Annotated in this window: 13 protein-coding genes; 6 read left to right on the forward strand and 7 right to left on the reverse strand. The window is 71.5% G+C overall.

Annotated elements, in window-relative coordinates; all coding sequences use genetic code 11:
* Window positions 1-184: 184 nt before the first annotated feature.
* On the reverse strand, window positions 185-937 hold the full coding sequence (locus tag ACLF3M_RS12230; RefSeq protein WP_430657220.1) for an SDR family oxidoreductase: 753 nt from the start codon (window positions 935-937) through the stop codon (window positions 185-187).
* A gap of 209 nt (window positions 938-1,146) precedes the next feature.
* Here ACLF3M_RS12230 and ACLF3M_RS12235 point away from each other — a divergent pair, with 209 nt between their 5' ends.
* A complete protein-coding gene (locus ACLF3M_RS12235; RefSeq protein ID WP_430657202.1) occupies window positions 1,147-1,518 on the forward strand; it encodes a hypothetical protein in 372 nt (123 codons plus the stop codon).
* A gap of 20 nt (window positions 1,519-1,538) precedes the next feature.
* On the opposite strand, the gene ACLF3M_RS12240 is transcribed toward ACLF3M_RS12235, so the two are convergent.
* Both ACLF3M_RS12240 and ACLF3M_RS12245 read right to left on the reverse strand, forming a co-directional pair.
* On the reverse strand, window positions 1,539-3,338 hold the full coding sequence (locus tag ACLF3M_RS12240) for an IlvD/Edd family dehydratase (protein WP_430657203.1): 1,800 nt from the start codon (window positions 3,336-3,338) through the stop codon (window positions 1,539-1,541).
* A gap of 68 nt (window positions 3,339-3,406) precedes the next feature.
* Window positions 3,407-3,571 carry a hypothetical protein gene (locus ACLF3M_RS12245; protein ID WP_430657204.1) on the reverse strand — a complete coding sequence of 55 codons (165 nt, stop codon included), beginning with the start codon at window positions 3,569-3,571 and terminating at the stop codon, window positions 3,407-3,409.
* Window positions 3,572-3,755: 184 nt separating this feature from the next.
* On the opposite strand from ACLF3M_RS12245, the gene ACLF3M_RS12250 reads away from it, so the two are divergent.
* Both ACLF3M_RS12250 and ACLF3M_RS12255 read left to right on the forward strand, forming a co-directional pair.
* A complete protein-coding gene (locus ACLF3M_RS12250) occupies window positions 3,756-4,544 on the forward strand; it encodes a response regulator (protein WP_430657205.1) in 789 nt (262 codons plus the stop codon).
* On the forward strand, window positions 4,516-6,042 hold the full coding sequence (locus ACLF3M_RS12255) for a PAS domain-containing sensor histidine kinase (RefSeq protein WP_430657206.1): 1,527 nt from the start codon (window positions 4,516-4,518) through the stop codon (window positions 6,040-6,042). The genes ACLF3M_RS12250 and ACLF3M_RS12255 overlap by 29 nt, the downstream gene beginning before the upstream one ends.
* Before the next feature lie 97 nt (window positions 6,043-6,139).
* Here the strand turns inward: ACLF3M_RS12255 and ACLF3M_RS12260 are convergent, their stop codons facing one another.
* The gene (locus ACLF3M_RS12260) at window positions 6,140-6,466 is read right to left on the reverse strand and encodes a hypothetical protein (RefSeq protein ID WP_430657207.1); all 327 of its coding nucleotides are present in this window, start codon (window positions 6,464-6,466) and stop codon (window positions 6,140-6,142) included.
* A gap of 110 nt (window positions 6,467-6,576) precedes the next feature.
* Window positions 6,577-7,614 carry an alpha/beta hydrolase gene (locus tag ACLF3M_RS12265; RefSeq protein ID WP_430657208.1) on the reverse strand — a complete coding sequence of 346 codons (1,038 nt, stop codon included), beginning with the start codon at window positions 7,612-7,614 and terminating at the stop codon, window positions 6,577-6,579.
* Between the two features lie 67 nt (window positions 7,615-7,681).
* Here ACLF3M_RS12265 and ACLF3M_RS12270 point away from each other — a divergent pair, with 67 nt between their 5' ends.
* Together ACLF3M_RS12270 and ACLF3M_RS12275 are read left to right on the forward strand one after the other, a co-directional pair.
* Window positions 7,682-9,070 (forward strand): MATE family efflux transporter, encoded by a 1,389-nt coding sequence (locus ACLF3M_RS12270; protein WP_430657209.1) that lies wholly within the window; start codon window positions 7,682-7,684, stop codon window positions 9,068-9,070.
* A 72-nt stretch (window positions 9,071-9,142) separates the two neighbouring features.
* Window positions 9,143-10,144, forward strand: coding sequence for an asparaginase (locus ACLF3M_RS12275; RefSeq protein WP_430657210.1), 1,002 nt, complete (start codon window positions 9,143-9,145; stop codon window positions 10,142-10,144).
* Here the strand turns inward: ACLF3M_RS12275 and ACLF3M_RS12280 are convergent, their stop codons facing one another.
* Together ACLF3M_RS12280 and aspS are read right to left on the reverse strand one after the other, a co-directional pair.
* On the reverse strand, window positions 10,145-11,023 hold the full coding sequence (locus tag ACLF3M_RS12280; RefSeq protein WP_430657211.1) for a cell envelope integrity EipB family protein: 879 nt from the start codon (window positions 11,021-11,023) through the stop codon (window positions 10,145-10,147).
* 27 nt (window positions 11,024-11,050) lie between these two features.
* On the reverse strand, window positions 11,051-12,865 hold the full coding sequence (aspS, locus tag ACLF3M_RS12285) for an aspartate--tRNA ligase (RefSeq protein WP_430657212.1): 1,815 nt from the start codon (window positions 12,863-12,865) through the stop codon (window positions 11,051-11,053).
* A 130-nt stretch (window positions 12,866-12,995) separates the two neighbouring features.
* Here aspS and rnd point away from each other — a divergent pair, with 130 nt between their 5' ends.
* Window positions 12,996-14,174 (forward strand): ribonuclease D, encoded by a 1,179-nt coding sequence (gene rnd / locus ACLF3M_RS12290; RefSeq protein ID WP_430657213.1) that lies wholly within the window; start codon window positions 12,996-12,998, stop codon window positions 14,172-14,174.
* Window positions 14,175-14,209 lie beyond the last annotated feature (35 nt).

Consider the following 14,209-nt stretch of genomic DNA (forward strand, 5'->3'; position numbering starts at 1 on the left):
TCTTCCCTAGCCTTTCGGGCAACAGCGGAAAAGGGCCGCGACGAGGATCCCTCTCCCGCTTGCGGGGGAGGGATGGGCCCCGCGCCGCTCAGCGGCGTGGGAGGGTGGGGGTTCGCGCGTCGCCATCAAGCCCGGCGATCCGCGGACCTCAGCGCTCATGGACGGGCGTGCATTCTGCCGTACGTCACAGAGTCCAGCCGCCGTCGATGACGATCGCCTGGCCCGTGACGAAGCCACTCTCATCGCTGGCGAGGTAGACCGCGAGGGCCGCGATCTCCTCGGCCGTCGCGAGCCGCCCCATCGCCTGGCGTGCGACGAAGGCCGAGCGCGCCGCATCCAGCCCGCCGGCCTGCGTGGCGTTCGCCGCGATCCGCTCGCCAAGGCTCGGCGTGTCCACGGTGCCCGGGCAGATCGCATTGCAGCGGATGCCCTCGCGCACGTATTCCGTCGCGACCGACTTGGTCAGGCCGATCACCGCGGCCTTCGTCGTGCCATAGATAAAGCGGTTGGGCGCGCCTTTGATCGAGGAGCACGCGGAGCTCATGTTCACGATGGCGCCACGCTTGCGCTCGATCATGCCGGGCAGCACGGCGCGCAGCATGCGCCACATGGACCGCACGTTCAGGTCGAAGGCGAAGTCCCACTCCGCCTCGGTCGCGGTCAGGATCGTGTTCTGGTGCACGAAGCCCGCGCAGTTGAACAGGACGTCGATCACGCCGGCCTGCTTCGCCGCAGCCTCGATCGCCGACGCGTCGAGCATGTCGAGCACCGCGGTCGTCAGCCCCGGCGCGTTCAGCTCCGCGAGCTTCGCGGCGTCGCGGTCGGTCGCGATGACCTCCGCACCCTCGGCGGCGAAGGCGAGCGCCGCGGCGCGGCCAATCCCCTGCGCGGCGGCGGTGACGAAACAGCGTTTGCCTGCAAGCCGCTGGCCGACCATGGCGTCCGTCTTCTCCCTGCCTTCGCGCCATGATGGGCCGAGATCGGCCGGCGTCAAAGCCCACCGCGCCGCCATGGCGACATCCGTGAAATCCCGGCCGGCGCACGTGAAACCCGATTCAGCGCGCCGCGGCATCTTCGCGCAATGCGGGCCAGGCATCCTTGCTCCCGAGGCCAATGAGGGCCTGCCGAGAGCAAGGAGCGCTGCCGATGCCGCGTGAACGCCTGCACCCGGGACACCCCGGGCCATCGAACCCGAACCGCGCCACCCGGCTGTGCCGGATGCTGCTGCCCCGCGTAGTGGCCTTCATGCTGACCGCGCCCGGTGTCCCGGCGGCGGCGCCGGCGCTGGAATACGGGCCCGAGGCCGAGGCGAGCTTCCTTCTGCGCTGCGCGGGCCCGGACCAGGCCGGCGACGCCGCGACGGCCTGCCGCCGCGTGATGGAGCGCCTGCAGGAGACGCTCGGCTACGAGGCCTTCCTCGAGCGTGCGGCGGACGGGCCGGACGGCTTCGCCATGCCACCCGGCCCCGGCCTCGTCACGGACCTCATTCCGCCGCGCGTCGCGGTCCTGGCCCGCTGAACCGCGGCGAGACGCCGAGCCTAATGGTTGTGCCGGCTCTCGCCGCGCGTCTCCAGGATGTTCAGGAACAGCGTCGCGGGCTCGAGGCAGGCTCCGGTGCCGAGCTGGCCGACGTTGTTGCGGTAGATCTCCTCCCACGGCGTCTTGTTCAGCAGCTTGGGCGGCGTCCAGGCGGCCTTGCGCGCGGCGAGCTCCGCCTCCGGGATCAGCACGTCCACCCGGCGGCTCTTCAGGTCGATGCGGATGCGGTCGCCATGCCTGAGCAGCGCGAGCCCGCCGCCGACGGCCGCTTCCGGCGTGACGTTCAGGATGGACGGGCTGCCGGAGGTGCCGGATTGCCGTCCGTCGCCCATGGTCGGCAGCGCCTTGACGCCCTGCTTGATGAGGGCCGCCGGCGGCTGCATGTTCACGACCTCCGCGCTGCCGGGATAGCCCACCGGCCCGCAGTTGCGGATCACCAGCACGGTGTGCTGGTCGATGCCGAGGGACGGGTCCTCGATCCGCGCGTGGTAGTCCTCCGGCCCCTCGAAGACGGCGGCCTTGCCTTCGAAGACGTCGGGGTCCTCGGAAAAGAAGCGCTTCCGGAAGTCCTCGTCGATGACGCTGACCTTGATGACCGCGCTGTCGAAGAGGTTGCCGGTCAGCACGAGGTAGCCGGCCTTCTCCTTCATCGGCTTGGCATAGGCGCGGATGACCTCGCGGTCAGGCGAGAGCGGGACGTCCTTCAGGTTCTCCGCGACGGTCTTCCCGGTCACCGTCATGACGTCGCCATGCAGCCGCCCGGCTTCCATCAATTCGCGCATCACGGCCGGCACGCCGCCGGCGCGATGGAAGGCCTCGCCGAGGAAGCGGCCGGCGGGCTGGCAATCCACCAGCAGCGGGATGTCGGCGCCGACGCGCTGCCAGTCGTCGAGATCGTGCTCCACGCCCATGTGCCGCGCGATGGCGATCATGTGCGGCGGGCAGTTCGAGCTCGCGCCGATCGCGCTCGCCACCGCCACCGCATTCTCGAAGGCCTTCCTCGAGAGGATCGCGGACGGCGTCAGGTTCTCCTTCACCATCTCCACGATCCGCCGGCCGGTCCAATAGGCCATCTGCGCGCGTTCGCGGTGGGGCCCGGGGATCGCCGCGCAGCCCGTCAGGCTCATGCCGACCGCCTCGACCAGGCTGTTCATGGAGAGCGCCGTGCCCATGGTCGAGCAATGGCCCCAGGAGGTGGAGCTCGCGGCCACCGCCTCCATGAACTGCCGGTTGTCGATCTCGCCAGCGGCGAGCTGGCGGCGGGCTTCCCACACCACCGTGCCGGAGCCCACCAGGCGGCCCTTGTACCAGCCATCCAGCATCGGTCCGCCGGAGAAGGCGATGGCCGGGATGTTGACGGTAGCCGCCGCCATCAGCGCCGCGCCGGGCGTCTTGTCGCAGCCGATGGTCAGCACGACGCCGTCCAGTGGGTATCCGTGCAGGATCTCGACCAAACTGAGGTACTGCAGGTTCCGGTCCAGCGCCGCGGTCGGGCGCTTCAACGTCTCCTGGATCTGGTGGACCGGGAATTCCAGCGGCACGCCGCCGGCGTCGCGGATGCCTTCCTTGATGCGCTGCGACAGGATGGTGTGGTGGCGGTTGCAGGGCGCGATGTCGCTGCCGGTCTGGCTGATGCCGATGATCGGCCGGCCGGACTGCAGCTCCTCGAAGGTCGTGCCGAAATTCAGCTGCCGCTCGCAGTAGAGCGAGGTCATGCCGGGGTCGGACGGGTCGTCGAACCAGCGCTGGCTGCGCAGGCGGAATTTCTTCTTGGTCTGGTCGTGGTCGTCGCTGGCCATGCTGCCCTCCCGGCGCGGCAGGGGACGCCCGGGACGGCCCCCCTGTCAACGCTCGGGCGAGCGGAGGATCAGTGCAGCCAGGCGCCGACCAGCGGCGGCAGGATGCGCGGCGCGGGCCTTGCGGGCACGCCGGCATCCTCCGCGAGCCGCGGGTCGCTCGGCCGCTCCGTCGCGGCGGCGAGCCAGGCGCGGTGCAGCACGGTCCAGAGGCTGTGGTCGGTGGCGCGGGGCATGGCGGTTCTCCTTGAGCGGGGACGCCGTCCTTCTATCGGCGCCAGGTTTCGTGGACGTTTCACCGAGCCGGCCGAATGGTATCCTCTGTTGCACGACGGCTTCGCGCCATGTTGCATGGCGCCTGCCGGCCGGGGTGTCGTGGCGCGAGTCGCCCGAACCGGGGAAGAAGAAGCGGAGGGCAGCATGGCGGACAGCGCCGCCATCATCGTGTGCGACGACGAGACCGACCTGCGCGAAGCGGTGGCGGAATACCTGGCGCGCCGCGGCATGGATGTCCGCCGCGCCGAGGACGGCGCGGTGCTGAAGCGGCTGCTGGCGGAACGGCCGGCGGATTGCGTCGTGCTCGACATCGCCATGCCGGGCGAGGACGGGCTGTCGGTCGCCCGCGCGCTGCGGGCGGAAAGCGATATCGGCATCGTGATGCTGACCGCCGCCGGCGACGTGGTGGACCGCGTCGTCGGGCTCGAGGTCGGCGCCGACGACTACATCGCCAAGCCCGTGGACCTGCGCGAGCTCCTGGCGCGGCTTCGCGCCGTGCTGCGCCGGCGGGAAGCCACGCAGCAGGCGCTGGCAGGCCCCCCGCCGGCCGCCCCGGGCCCTGCCCCCGCGCCCGCCGCGACGCCGCCGCCCGCCGCACCGGCGCCCGTGGCGGACGGCAAGCGCGTGCGCATGGGCCGCACCTGGCTCGACCTCGACGGCCGCCGCCTGACCGGCGCGGACGGCGCGGAGATCCCGCTCGGCCCGAGCGAATTCGCCCTGCTCCGCGCTTTCGCCGAGCGGCCGGGCCGCGTGCTGACTCGCGAGACGCTGCTCGAGCTCGCGCATAACCGCGGCGAGGAGCATTTCGACCGCTCCATCGACGTCCGCATCGCGCGTATCCGGCGCAAGGTCGAGGCGGTGCCGGAGCGGCCCGCGGTGATCAAGACGATCCGCGGCGCGGGCTATGTCTTCGACCCCAACGCCGACGCCTGAGGCGCGCACGCCGGAAAGCGAGCTCGCGCTGCTCCGCGGCGTCCTGGACGCCGCGCCGGCGCGGGTCTGCGTCGTCGCGCGCGACCGCCGCTACCTCTACGTGAACCGCGAATTCGCGGCCTTCGCGGGGCGCAGCGTGGAGGAGATCCTGACCCTGACGACCACCGAACTGGTCGGGCCGGATCTCGCGGCGAAGCTGCAGCCGGTTTCCGACCGCGCGCTGGCCGGCGAGACCGTCACCTTCGAAGGCTGGGTGGACTATCGCCGGAACGGCAGGCGCTACATCGGCTACACCTTTGCGCCCTTCGGCGCCCCCTTCGGCAGGGCAGGCGAGCCGGCAGGAGCCTTCATCAACTACATGCGCGACCTCACCGACCTGAAGCGGCGCGAGGAGGAGGCGGCCGCGCAGCGCCAGCACCTGCGCGCCATCTTGGAAGGCATCGCGGACGGCGTGAACATCGTCTCGCCCGACGCGCGGCTGGTACTGGCGAACCGCGGCTTCCTGCGCCTGTACGGCTTCCCCGAACATCTCGCCGCCCCCGGCACGCCGGTCGCGGACTTCGTGCGCGAACGCCTTCGCCGCGCCGAGTTCTACCCGCATGAGGACGCGACGCGGACCGAGGACGAGCTGATCGCCACCCGCGTCGCGCAGATCATGACCGCGCCCGTCGGCCGCTTCGAGGAAACGCGTCCGGACGGGCGCACCATCGAGGTCAGGCGCGAGCGCCTCGCCGACGGCACGCTGGTCAACACCTATATCGACATCACCGCCCGCCGCGACGCCGAGCGCGCGCGCCGCGCCAGCCGCGACGCGTTGCGCCGCAACGAGAGGCTGTCGGCGATCGCGAGCCTGCTGGCCGGCGTCGCGCACGAGATCAACAACCCGCTCGCCGTCGTCGCGGCGCAGTCGCTGCTGCTGGCCGAGGAGGCGGAGGGCACGCCCCTGCACGGCCGCGCGGAGAAGGTGCGGCTGGCGGCCGAGCGCTGCGGGCGGATCGTGTCGAGCCTGCTGGCCTCTGCCCGGCAGAAGCCGCCGAGGCGCGACCCCATCGACCTCGCGCGCGCGGTGGAGACCGGGCTCGACATCGCCGGCGAGGGCGCCCAGGCGCAGGGGATCGAGCTCGTCATCGACCTCGCGCGCGACCTGCCGCCGCTGCGGGGCGATGCCGACCAGATCGCGCATCTCGTCGGCAACCTCGTCGCCAATGCGCGCGCGGCGGTGCTGGGGATGGACGACGCAGCGCCGAGGCGCGTGACGGTCACGCTGCGGCGCGACGGGCGCGATGCGGTGCTCAGCGTGCGGGATACCGGCCCCGGCGTGCCGGAGACGCTGCGCGAGCGCGTCTTCGACCCCTTCTTCACGACGAAGCGGGACGGCGAGGGAACGGGCGTGGGGCTCGCGCTGTGCCGTACCATCGCCAAGGCCCATGGCGGCAGCATCGCCGTGCAGGACGCGGAAGGCGGCGGTGCGAATTTCGTCGTGCGGTTGCCGCTTTAGCGATCGCTTAGCCCCACCCGACCCTCCCCCGCAAGCGGGAGAGGGAGCAGGTGAAGCCAAGCGGCGGGCGGGTGGGGATCGGCGTTCCCTGCCCGAGTTACTGCATGTTGTAGTCGGTGATCTGGCAGGTATCCACGCGGCGGCGCTCATGCGCCTGGCCGTTCGCGAAGACGATGCGGATGTCGTTGAGGCACTGCGCCTGCGGCAGGCGGATGGTGAAGCTCTGGCCCGGCGCCAGCACGTTCGCGCCCAGCCGGTCCTGGCCCCAGGAATTGTCGTTGGCCGAGGATACGTAGATCTCGTTGATGGTGTTGCCGGTGCGGTTGTTGACCCGGAAGGACGGGTCCTGGGACTGCGCCATCGCCGGCGCTGCCAGAGTGAGCGAAAGCAGGGCGGCCGGCAGGCCGCGGCGCAAGAGTCGCATGAGTCGGTTTCCCTCCAAGCCGGCCGAATCACGCCGGGCCGCGTATCCTCACGCCGACAGATGAAACCGACAATAAAGCGGCGACATCCAACGACATCATGGAGGAAAATTCAGGCGGCCGATTCCTCCAGGAAGACCTGGACCGCCTGGTAGAGCGCACCGCGATTCCGCTCCAGCATCATGGACAGCGTGCCCTCGCCGAGCAGGACGCACCGCTTTCCCGGACTTGCCGTCAGGAGGGGAAACAGCGTCGTCGCGAGGGAAGGCGGCGCGTCGCGGTCCCATTCGCCGACGACGAGCAGCGTCGGCGCCGTCACCTTCGCGGGGTCGTAGAAGGGACGACCGGCCTGCCAGTAGTCCCGTCCATCCTGCAGCGCGCCGTTGGGCGCGCGCAGCACCGGCGGGTTGCGCCGCATGCCCTCGGGGTCGGTCGCCCAGGTCACGCCGGCCCAGTGCTCGAACCAGCCGGGCGGGATGAGAGCGGCGCGCGCCGCCTCCGGTACGCCGTCGAGCCAGCGCTCCCGCGCCTGCGCCTGCGTCACGCTTCGATAGGCGCCGAGCGCCTCCCCCGAACCGGCGATCCCCGGCGTGCTGCGCAACCAGAGCGGTGCGTAGAGCACGAGGCGCTCCACCACGCCCGGCGTCTCTGTGGCCAGCCGAGCGGCCAGCGATCCGCCCCAGGACCAGCCGATCAGCGAGGTGCGGGCAACGCCGCGCTGCTGGCGGATGAAGCCCTGTGCCGCCGCGAGCGCCGCCACGGCCTGATCGCCGCGCACCAGGGGCGGGTTGGCCTCAGGCGGCTGGGCCATGGCGGCGGGGCGGGTGCTGCGGCCATAGCCCGGCAGGTCGAGGCACCAGACGTCGAAGCCGCGGCCGGCGATGTAGTCCATCCAGGACACACCGGCGAGCGGCAGGTCGAAGGCGGTATGCGCGGGATAGGTCGCGCCATGCACGAACAGCAGCGTGCGCCCGGGCGAGGGCGCGAGCCCCTCGGGACGCTTCGAGCGCAGGAACACCTCGATCCCCGCCTCGGCGGTCGGCACCATGAATTCCTCGGTGACGATGCGGGGCGCCTGAGCCTCGGCCGGCGAGGTCAGGCTGGTAGCGGTCAGGACCGCGGGCGCGGCAAGCAGGTGTCGTCGCTGCATCGGGGCAAATCCATGGACGTCCCGAGGTGTGTAGCGTGCTCCATGCGGGCCGGGCTAGACGCGGGCGATGAACGCGACCGGCACCTGGCGGGCGGAGTTCCGGGCGACGCTGCTGCTCGCCTGGCCGCTGGTGCTGACCAACCTCTCGCAATTCGCGCTGACGCTGACCGACACGATCTTCCTCGGCCATGTCGGGACGCAGGAACTGGCGGCGGCCACCCTCGGGATGAACCTCGTCTTCGCGGCGATCGCGCCCTGTTTCGGCCTAGCGACGGCGGCCGCGGCGACGACGGCGCAGACCCGCGGGCGGGGGCCTGGCTTCGTGCGGGGCATGCGGCGGGACGTGCGCGCGGCGCTCTGGGCGACCGCGCTCTCGCTGGTGCCCTTCACGCTCGCGATGTGGCAGGCCGAGGCGATCCTGCTGGCGCTCGGGCAGGATCCCGTGCTGGCCGCGCTGGCCGGGCAGTATGTCCGCGCGCTGCTGGTCGGCGAGCCCTTCTTCCTCGGCTTCGTCGTGCTGCGCGGGTTCCTGGCCGCGGAGCAGCGGCCCGGGCCGGCAATGGCGATGGCGGGGCTCGGCATCGCGCTGAACGTGCCGCTCAACGCCTGGCTGATCTTCGGCGGGCTCGGCCTGCCACCGCTGGGCGTGGTGGGGGCGGGGCTCGCCTCTTCCAGCGCCAATGCGGTCATGCTGCTCGGCCTGCTGGCTGTGATGGCGCGCGACCGGCGGCTTCGGCGCTTCCGCATCCTCGGCCGGTTCTGGCGGCCGGACATGGCGCGGCTGCGGGAGACGGTGGCGGTCGGGCTGCCGATCGCGGGCTCGATGCTGCTCGAGATCGGGATCTTCGCCTCCGCCGCGCTGCTGATGGGCTGGCTGGACGCGACCTCGATCGCCGCGCACGCCATCGCGGTGCAATGCGCGACGGTGACCTTCATGGTGCCGATGGGGATCGGCCAGGCCGCGACGGCGCGCGTCGGGCTCGCGGCCGGCGCGGGCGATGCGCAGGGCGCGGCGCGGGCGGGCTGGGCGGCGATCGCGCTCGGCGTCGGCTTCATGGCGGGCGCGGCGGTGGCGTTGATCGGCTGGGGCGAGGCGATCGCGCGCCTGTTCCTCGATGCCGGGCGGGCGGACGCGGCGGGCACCGCGGCGCTGGCGGCGACATTGCTGGTCGTGGCGGGGCTGTTCCAGCTGGCGGATGGCGTGCAGGCCGTGGCCTCGGGTGCGTTGCGCGGGTTGAAGGACACGACCGTGCCGATGCTGCTGACGGGGATCGGCTACTGGGTGGTGGGGCTGCCGCTCGGCCTGGTGCTGGCCTTTCCGATGGGCCTCGGCGCGGTCGGGATCTGGGTCGGGCTGGCCGCGGGGGTGATGATGGTAGCGGTGCTGTTGATGCTGCGCTGGATCCGGCGCGCCGGCTTGACGCGCGGGCGCGCGGCCGTCTCACTCCCGGCATGACCAGAAGGCCGCCCATGCGATGACCGCAGGGCGCAGCGACGGTAGTTCGCGAGGAGGGGAGGTCTGGATCGCATGGCCAAGCCAAAAGTCGCGATCGTCGCGACGGGCGGTACAATCGCCTCCCAGGGCGTGGGCCCGCTGGACACGCAGGACTACGGCTCCTCCGGCCTGCCGATCCTGACGGCCCAGGAGATCGTCGCGCGCCTGCCCGTGCTGCACGAGGTCGCGGAGGTCGTCGCCGTGCCCTTCGCCACCATTCCCTCCACCGCCATCGGTTGGGCGGAATGGCGCGGGCTGCTGGAGAGTTTCGCGGCGGTGAAGGCCGCGCATGCCGATCTCGCCGGCATCGTCGTCACGCATGGCACGGCGACGCTGGAGGAGACCGCCTATTGCCTGTCGCTGACCGCGCGCGACGACATGCCGATCGTCGTCACCGGCGCGCAGCGGCCCTTCACGGGGCTGTCCACTGACGCACACATGAACCTCGTCGATGCCGTGCGCGTCGCGGGCGATCCGCAGTCGCGGGGTCTCGGTGCGCTGGTGGTGCTGAACGACGAGATCCACGCGGCGCGCGAGGTCACCAAGACCTCGACCGGAAGGCTGCAGACCTTCCGCGACCCGGATGTCGGCGTGCTCGGGCACGTGGACAACGACCGCATCAGCTACTGGCGCCGCCCGACGCGGCTGCTGCCGCCGAGCGAGCGCTTCGACATCGGCGCGATCGAGACGCCGCCGCGGGTGGACGTGAACTACTCCGTCGCGGGCAGCGACGGCGTCGCGATCCGCGCCTTCCGCGCCGCCGGTGCGCAGGGGATCGTCGCGGCGGGCTTCGCACCAGGCTTCACCACGCCGGAGGAGCGCGCTGCGCTGGCGGAAGCCGCGGAGGCGGGCGTGACGGTGGTGCTGTCCTCCCGCGCGGGATCGGGCCGGACCTTCCCGGCGCGGCGCTATGCCGCGCAGGGCATGATCAACGCGGACAACCTAAACCCGCAGAAGGCGCGGGTGCTGCTGCAGCTCGCATTGACGCGCACGAGGGAGCGCGAGGCGATCGTGGACCTTTTCGCGCGGGCGTGATCAGCAGCCGCCGGGAACGGGCGTGAGTTCCAGCAGCGTGCCGCGGACCGAGAACTCGCCGAAATCCATCACCAGGTCGTCGGCGACGCCGTTCTCGTAGTAGCGCAGCCCGACCTCGTAGTCCGGCGAGCTCGCGCCGCCCGAGGCGTTGCCGTGCTGGAAGAAGGCGATGCGCATGCGCGCCGAGCCCTGGTCGGCCAGCAGAGGGAAGCGCGGATTGGCGTCCGGCGTCGCGTTCCAGCCCAGGATGATCGTCGTCGTGTCCTGCGCGCCCTCGTCCGTCGTGCCGTCGAAGAGCGGGCCGGCCATCAGTCGCCGACCCGCCCGCGCCGTCTCGATGGATAGCACGGTATGCCGCGTGGGCAGCATGGTGCCCGCGGGCAGCCTCTCCTCCTTGCCGCTGGGCTCGCTGTAGCGCACCAGGCCCGACCCGTCGGGCTTCAGCTCGGCCTCGCCCGCTACGCGCTGGCTGACGGCGCCGCCGGTGGATTGCGTGAGGGAGAAGCGCAGGCGCGAATTGTCCTTCGCCTCGTAGGTCGCGTAGTCCGAGACCGTCTCGACCTCCTGCCCGTCGCGGTCCGTGACGGTCATGGTCATGCGCTGGCGCGTGGCCCAGCCCTCGCAGGCGTCCTGCACGTCGAAGACCATCGCGCCGTTGACGGCGGTGATGCCGGAATTGCGGCCCTCGCCCAGGGAGAGGCGATAAGCCGCGCGATGCGCGGCCTGACGGGCGACGCCGGCGTTGATCGCTTCTGGCGCGACGCCGTTCTGGGCCTGGGTCGCGGCAGGCGCCGGAGGGGTATTCTGCGCCTCGGCGCCGCCCGCGATCAGCAGGATCGCGGCGGCGGCGAGGAACCGGCGTGTGGGGCGGATCGTCATCGCGGCTCCTCGGCTGGTCATGCTGAGTTAGGACGCCTTTGGCGCGGCGGAAGGCTTCGGCGGCGGCAGGTCGAGCTTGATCGAGAGTTCCTTCAGCCGCGCCGGATCCACCGGCGCCGGCGCGCCCATCATGAGGTCCTCGGCCTGCTGGTTCATAGGAAAGAGGATGACCTCGCGGATCGCGGGTTCGTCGGCCAGCAGCATGACGATGCGGTCGATGCCGGGCGCGGAGCCGCCATGCGGCGGGGCGCCGTAGCGGAAGGCGTTGAGCATGCCGCCGAAGCGCTGCTCCACCGTCTCGGCGCTGTAGCCCGCAATCTCGAAGGCGCGGATCATGATGTCGGGGCGGTGGTTGCGGATCGCGCCGCTGCTGAGTTCGATGCCGTTGCACACGATGTCGTACTGGTAGGCCTTGATCTCTAGCGGATCCATCGTGTTGAGCGCCTCGAGCTCGCCCTGCGGCATGCTGAAGGGGTTGTGGCTGAAATCGACCTGGCCGGTCTCCTCGTTCAACTCATACATCGGGAAGTCGGTGATCCAGCAGAAGCGATACGCGTCCTTCTCGATGAGGCCGAGCTCGTTGCCGAGACGGGTGCGCGCCTGGCCCGCGAGCTTCGCGGCCTCGTCCTTCTTGCCCGCCGCGAAGAAGACGGCGTCGTTCGGGCCCAATCCGCAGGCCTCCGCGATCGCCTTCACGCGGGCAGCCTCCAGGTTCTTGGCGATCGGCCCCGCCGCCTCGCCGTTGCTGAAGGTGATGTAGCCCAGGCCGCCGGCGCCCTGTTCCCTCGCCCATTCGTTCATCCTGTCGAAGAAGCTGCGGGGGTTGCCGCCGGCGCCCGGCGCGGGGATCGCGCGCACGACGCCGCCCGATCCCGCGATCTTCGCGAAGAGGCCGAAGGACCCGCCGGCGAAGTGCTGCGTCACGTCGCGGATGCGCAGCGGGTTGCGCAGGTCGGGCTTGTCCGTCCCGAACTCGAGCAGCGCGGTGTCGTAGGGAATGCGCGGGAAAGGCGCCGGCGTCACGACGCGCTTCGTGCCGGTGAAGTCCGAGAACTCCTCGAACACGCCGGCCAGCACCGGCTCGATCGCGGCGAAGACGTCCTCCTGCGTGACGAAAGACATCTCGAAGTCAAGCTGATAGAATTCGCCGGGAGAACGGTCGGCTCTGCTCGCTTCGTCGCGGAAGCAGGGCGCGATCTGGAAGTAGCGGTCAAATCCCGCGACCATCGTCAGCTGCTTGAACTGCTGCGGGGCCTGCGGCAGGGCGTAGAACTTGCCGGGGTGCAGGCGGGCCGGGACGAGGAAGTCGCGCGCCCCCTCGGGGCTCGACGCTGTCAGGATGGGAGTCTGGAACTCCGTGAAGCCCTGCTCGATCATCCGCCGCCGGATCGACGCGATGACCTGGCTGCGCAGCAGCAGGTTCCTCTGCAGCCTCTCCCGCCGCAAATCCAGGAAGCGGTAGCGCAGCCGCAGATCTTCCGGGAATTCCTGCTCGCCAGCGACCTGGATCGGCAGCACCTCGGCCGAGGACTGGACCGCGACCTCCTTCACCCGCAGCTCGATCTCGCCCGTCGGCAGCTTCGGGTTCACGGTCGAGCCCTCGCGCGGCACGACCTCCCCTGTCACGGTCACGACGCTCTCCGGCCGGATCGCGTCCAGCACCGCGAAGGCCGGCGAGCCCTGCGCCACCACGCATTGGGTCAGGCCGTAATGGTCGCGCAGATCCACGAAGAGCAGCCCGCCATGGTCCCGCTTGCGGTGCACCCAGCCCGAGAGCCGGGCCGTCTGGCCGGCGTCGGCGGCGCGGAGCGCGCCGCAGGTGTGCGTGCGGTAGGCGTGCATGAGAGGTCCCGGAGTGCCTGGAGGTCGGGCGAAACCGCCACCCCCGGCCCCCGAAGTCAAGCCATGCCGCGTCGCATCCGCCGCCGCGCCCGGCTTTTCCGCGGGGAAGGCAGGGTCTAAACCGGTTTCCATGAGCCGCCGCCCCCCGGCCGGTGCCGAGGCGCCGGTCCTGATCACGGACCCCGACGCCCTCGCCGCGCTCTGCGGCCGGCTCCGCACCGAGACCTTCGTCACGGTGGACACCGAGTTCATGCGCGAGCGGACCTATTGGCCCGAGCTCTGCGTCGTCCAGCTCGCCAGCGACGACGAGGTCGCGGTGGTGGACGCCCAGGCGCCGGGGATGGACCTGGCCCCGCTCGGCGCCCTGCTGGCCGACCCGGCCGTCACCAAGGTCTTCCACGCCGCCCGCCAGGACGTGGAGATCTTCCTGCTGCGCTTCGGCGCCGTGCCGACCCCGATCTATGACACCCAGATCGCCGCCATGGTGGCGGGCTTCGGCGACCAGGTGAGCTATGACGGCCTGGCCCGCTCGCTGGCCAGCGCCTCGATCGACAAGGCGCACCGCTTCTCCGACTGGTCGGCGCGGCCGCTGAGCCCGGCCCAGATCGCCTACGCCGCGGCCGACGTCACGCATCTGCGCCGCATCTACCGCGCGCTCACCGAACGGCTCGAGCGCGAGGGCCGCACGCGCTGGGTGGAAGAGGAGATGGCGGCGCTGGCCGATCCCGCGACCTATCGCCCCGACCCCGAGACGCAGTGGGAGCGCCTCAAGCCCCGCAGCCACAACCGCCGCTTCCTCGGCATGCTGCGCGCCGCCGCCGCCTGGCGGGAGCGCGAGGCCCAGCGCGTCAACATCCCCCGCCAGCGCCTGGTCAAGGACGAGACCCTGCTCGAGATCGCCGCGACCGCGCCGGAAAGCCCGGCCGAGCTGGTCCGTGCGCGGGGCATCAGCGAGGGCTTCGCCCGGGGCAAGTCCGGCGTGTCGCTGCTGGCCGCCCTCGCCGAGGCCCGCGCCCTGCCCGAGAGCGCCCTGCCCGAGATACCCCGCGAGAAGGGGCCGGTTGCCTCGCCGGCGCTGGTCGCGCTGCTGAAGGTGCTGCTGGCCGCGCAATCCGAGGCGCATCACGTCGCCCCGCGGCTGCTGGCGAGCAGCGAGGAGCTGGAGAAGCTGGCGGCCGGCGAGAGCGACGTCCCGGCCCTGCATGGCTGGCGCCGCGAGGTCTTCGGCGACGCCGCGCTGGCGCTGAAGGCGGGCAGGGTCGCACTCGGCGTCGACGGGAAGAAGGTGAAGGTGATCCCGGCGGGGTGACCGCTTTCCGGTACCCGGCCCCCCAACTTTACGCT

Source organism: Falsiroseomonas sp. HW251 (assembly GCF_050563545.1).
Taxonomy (GTDB): Bacteria; Pseudomonadota; Alphaproteobacteria; order Acetobacterales; family Acetobacteraceae; genus Falsiroseomonas.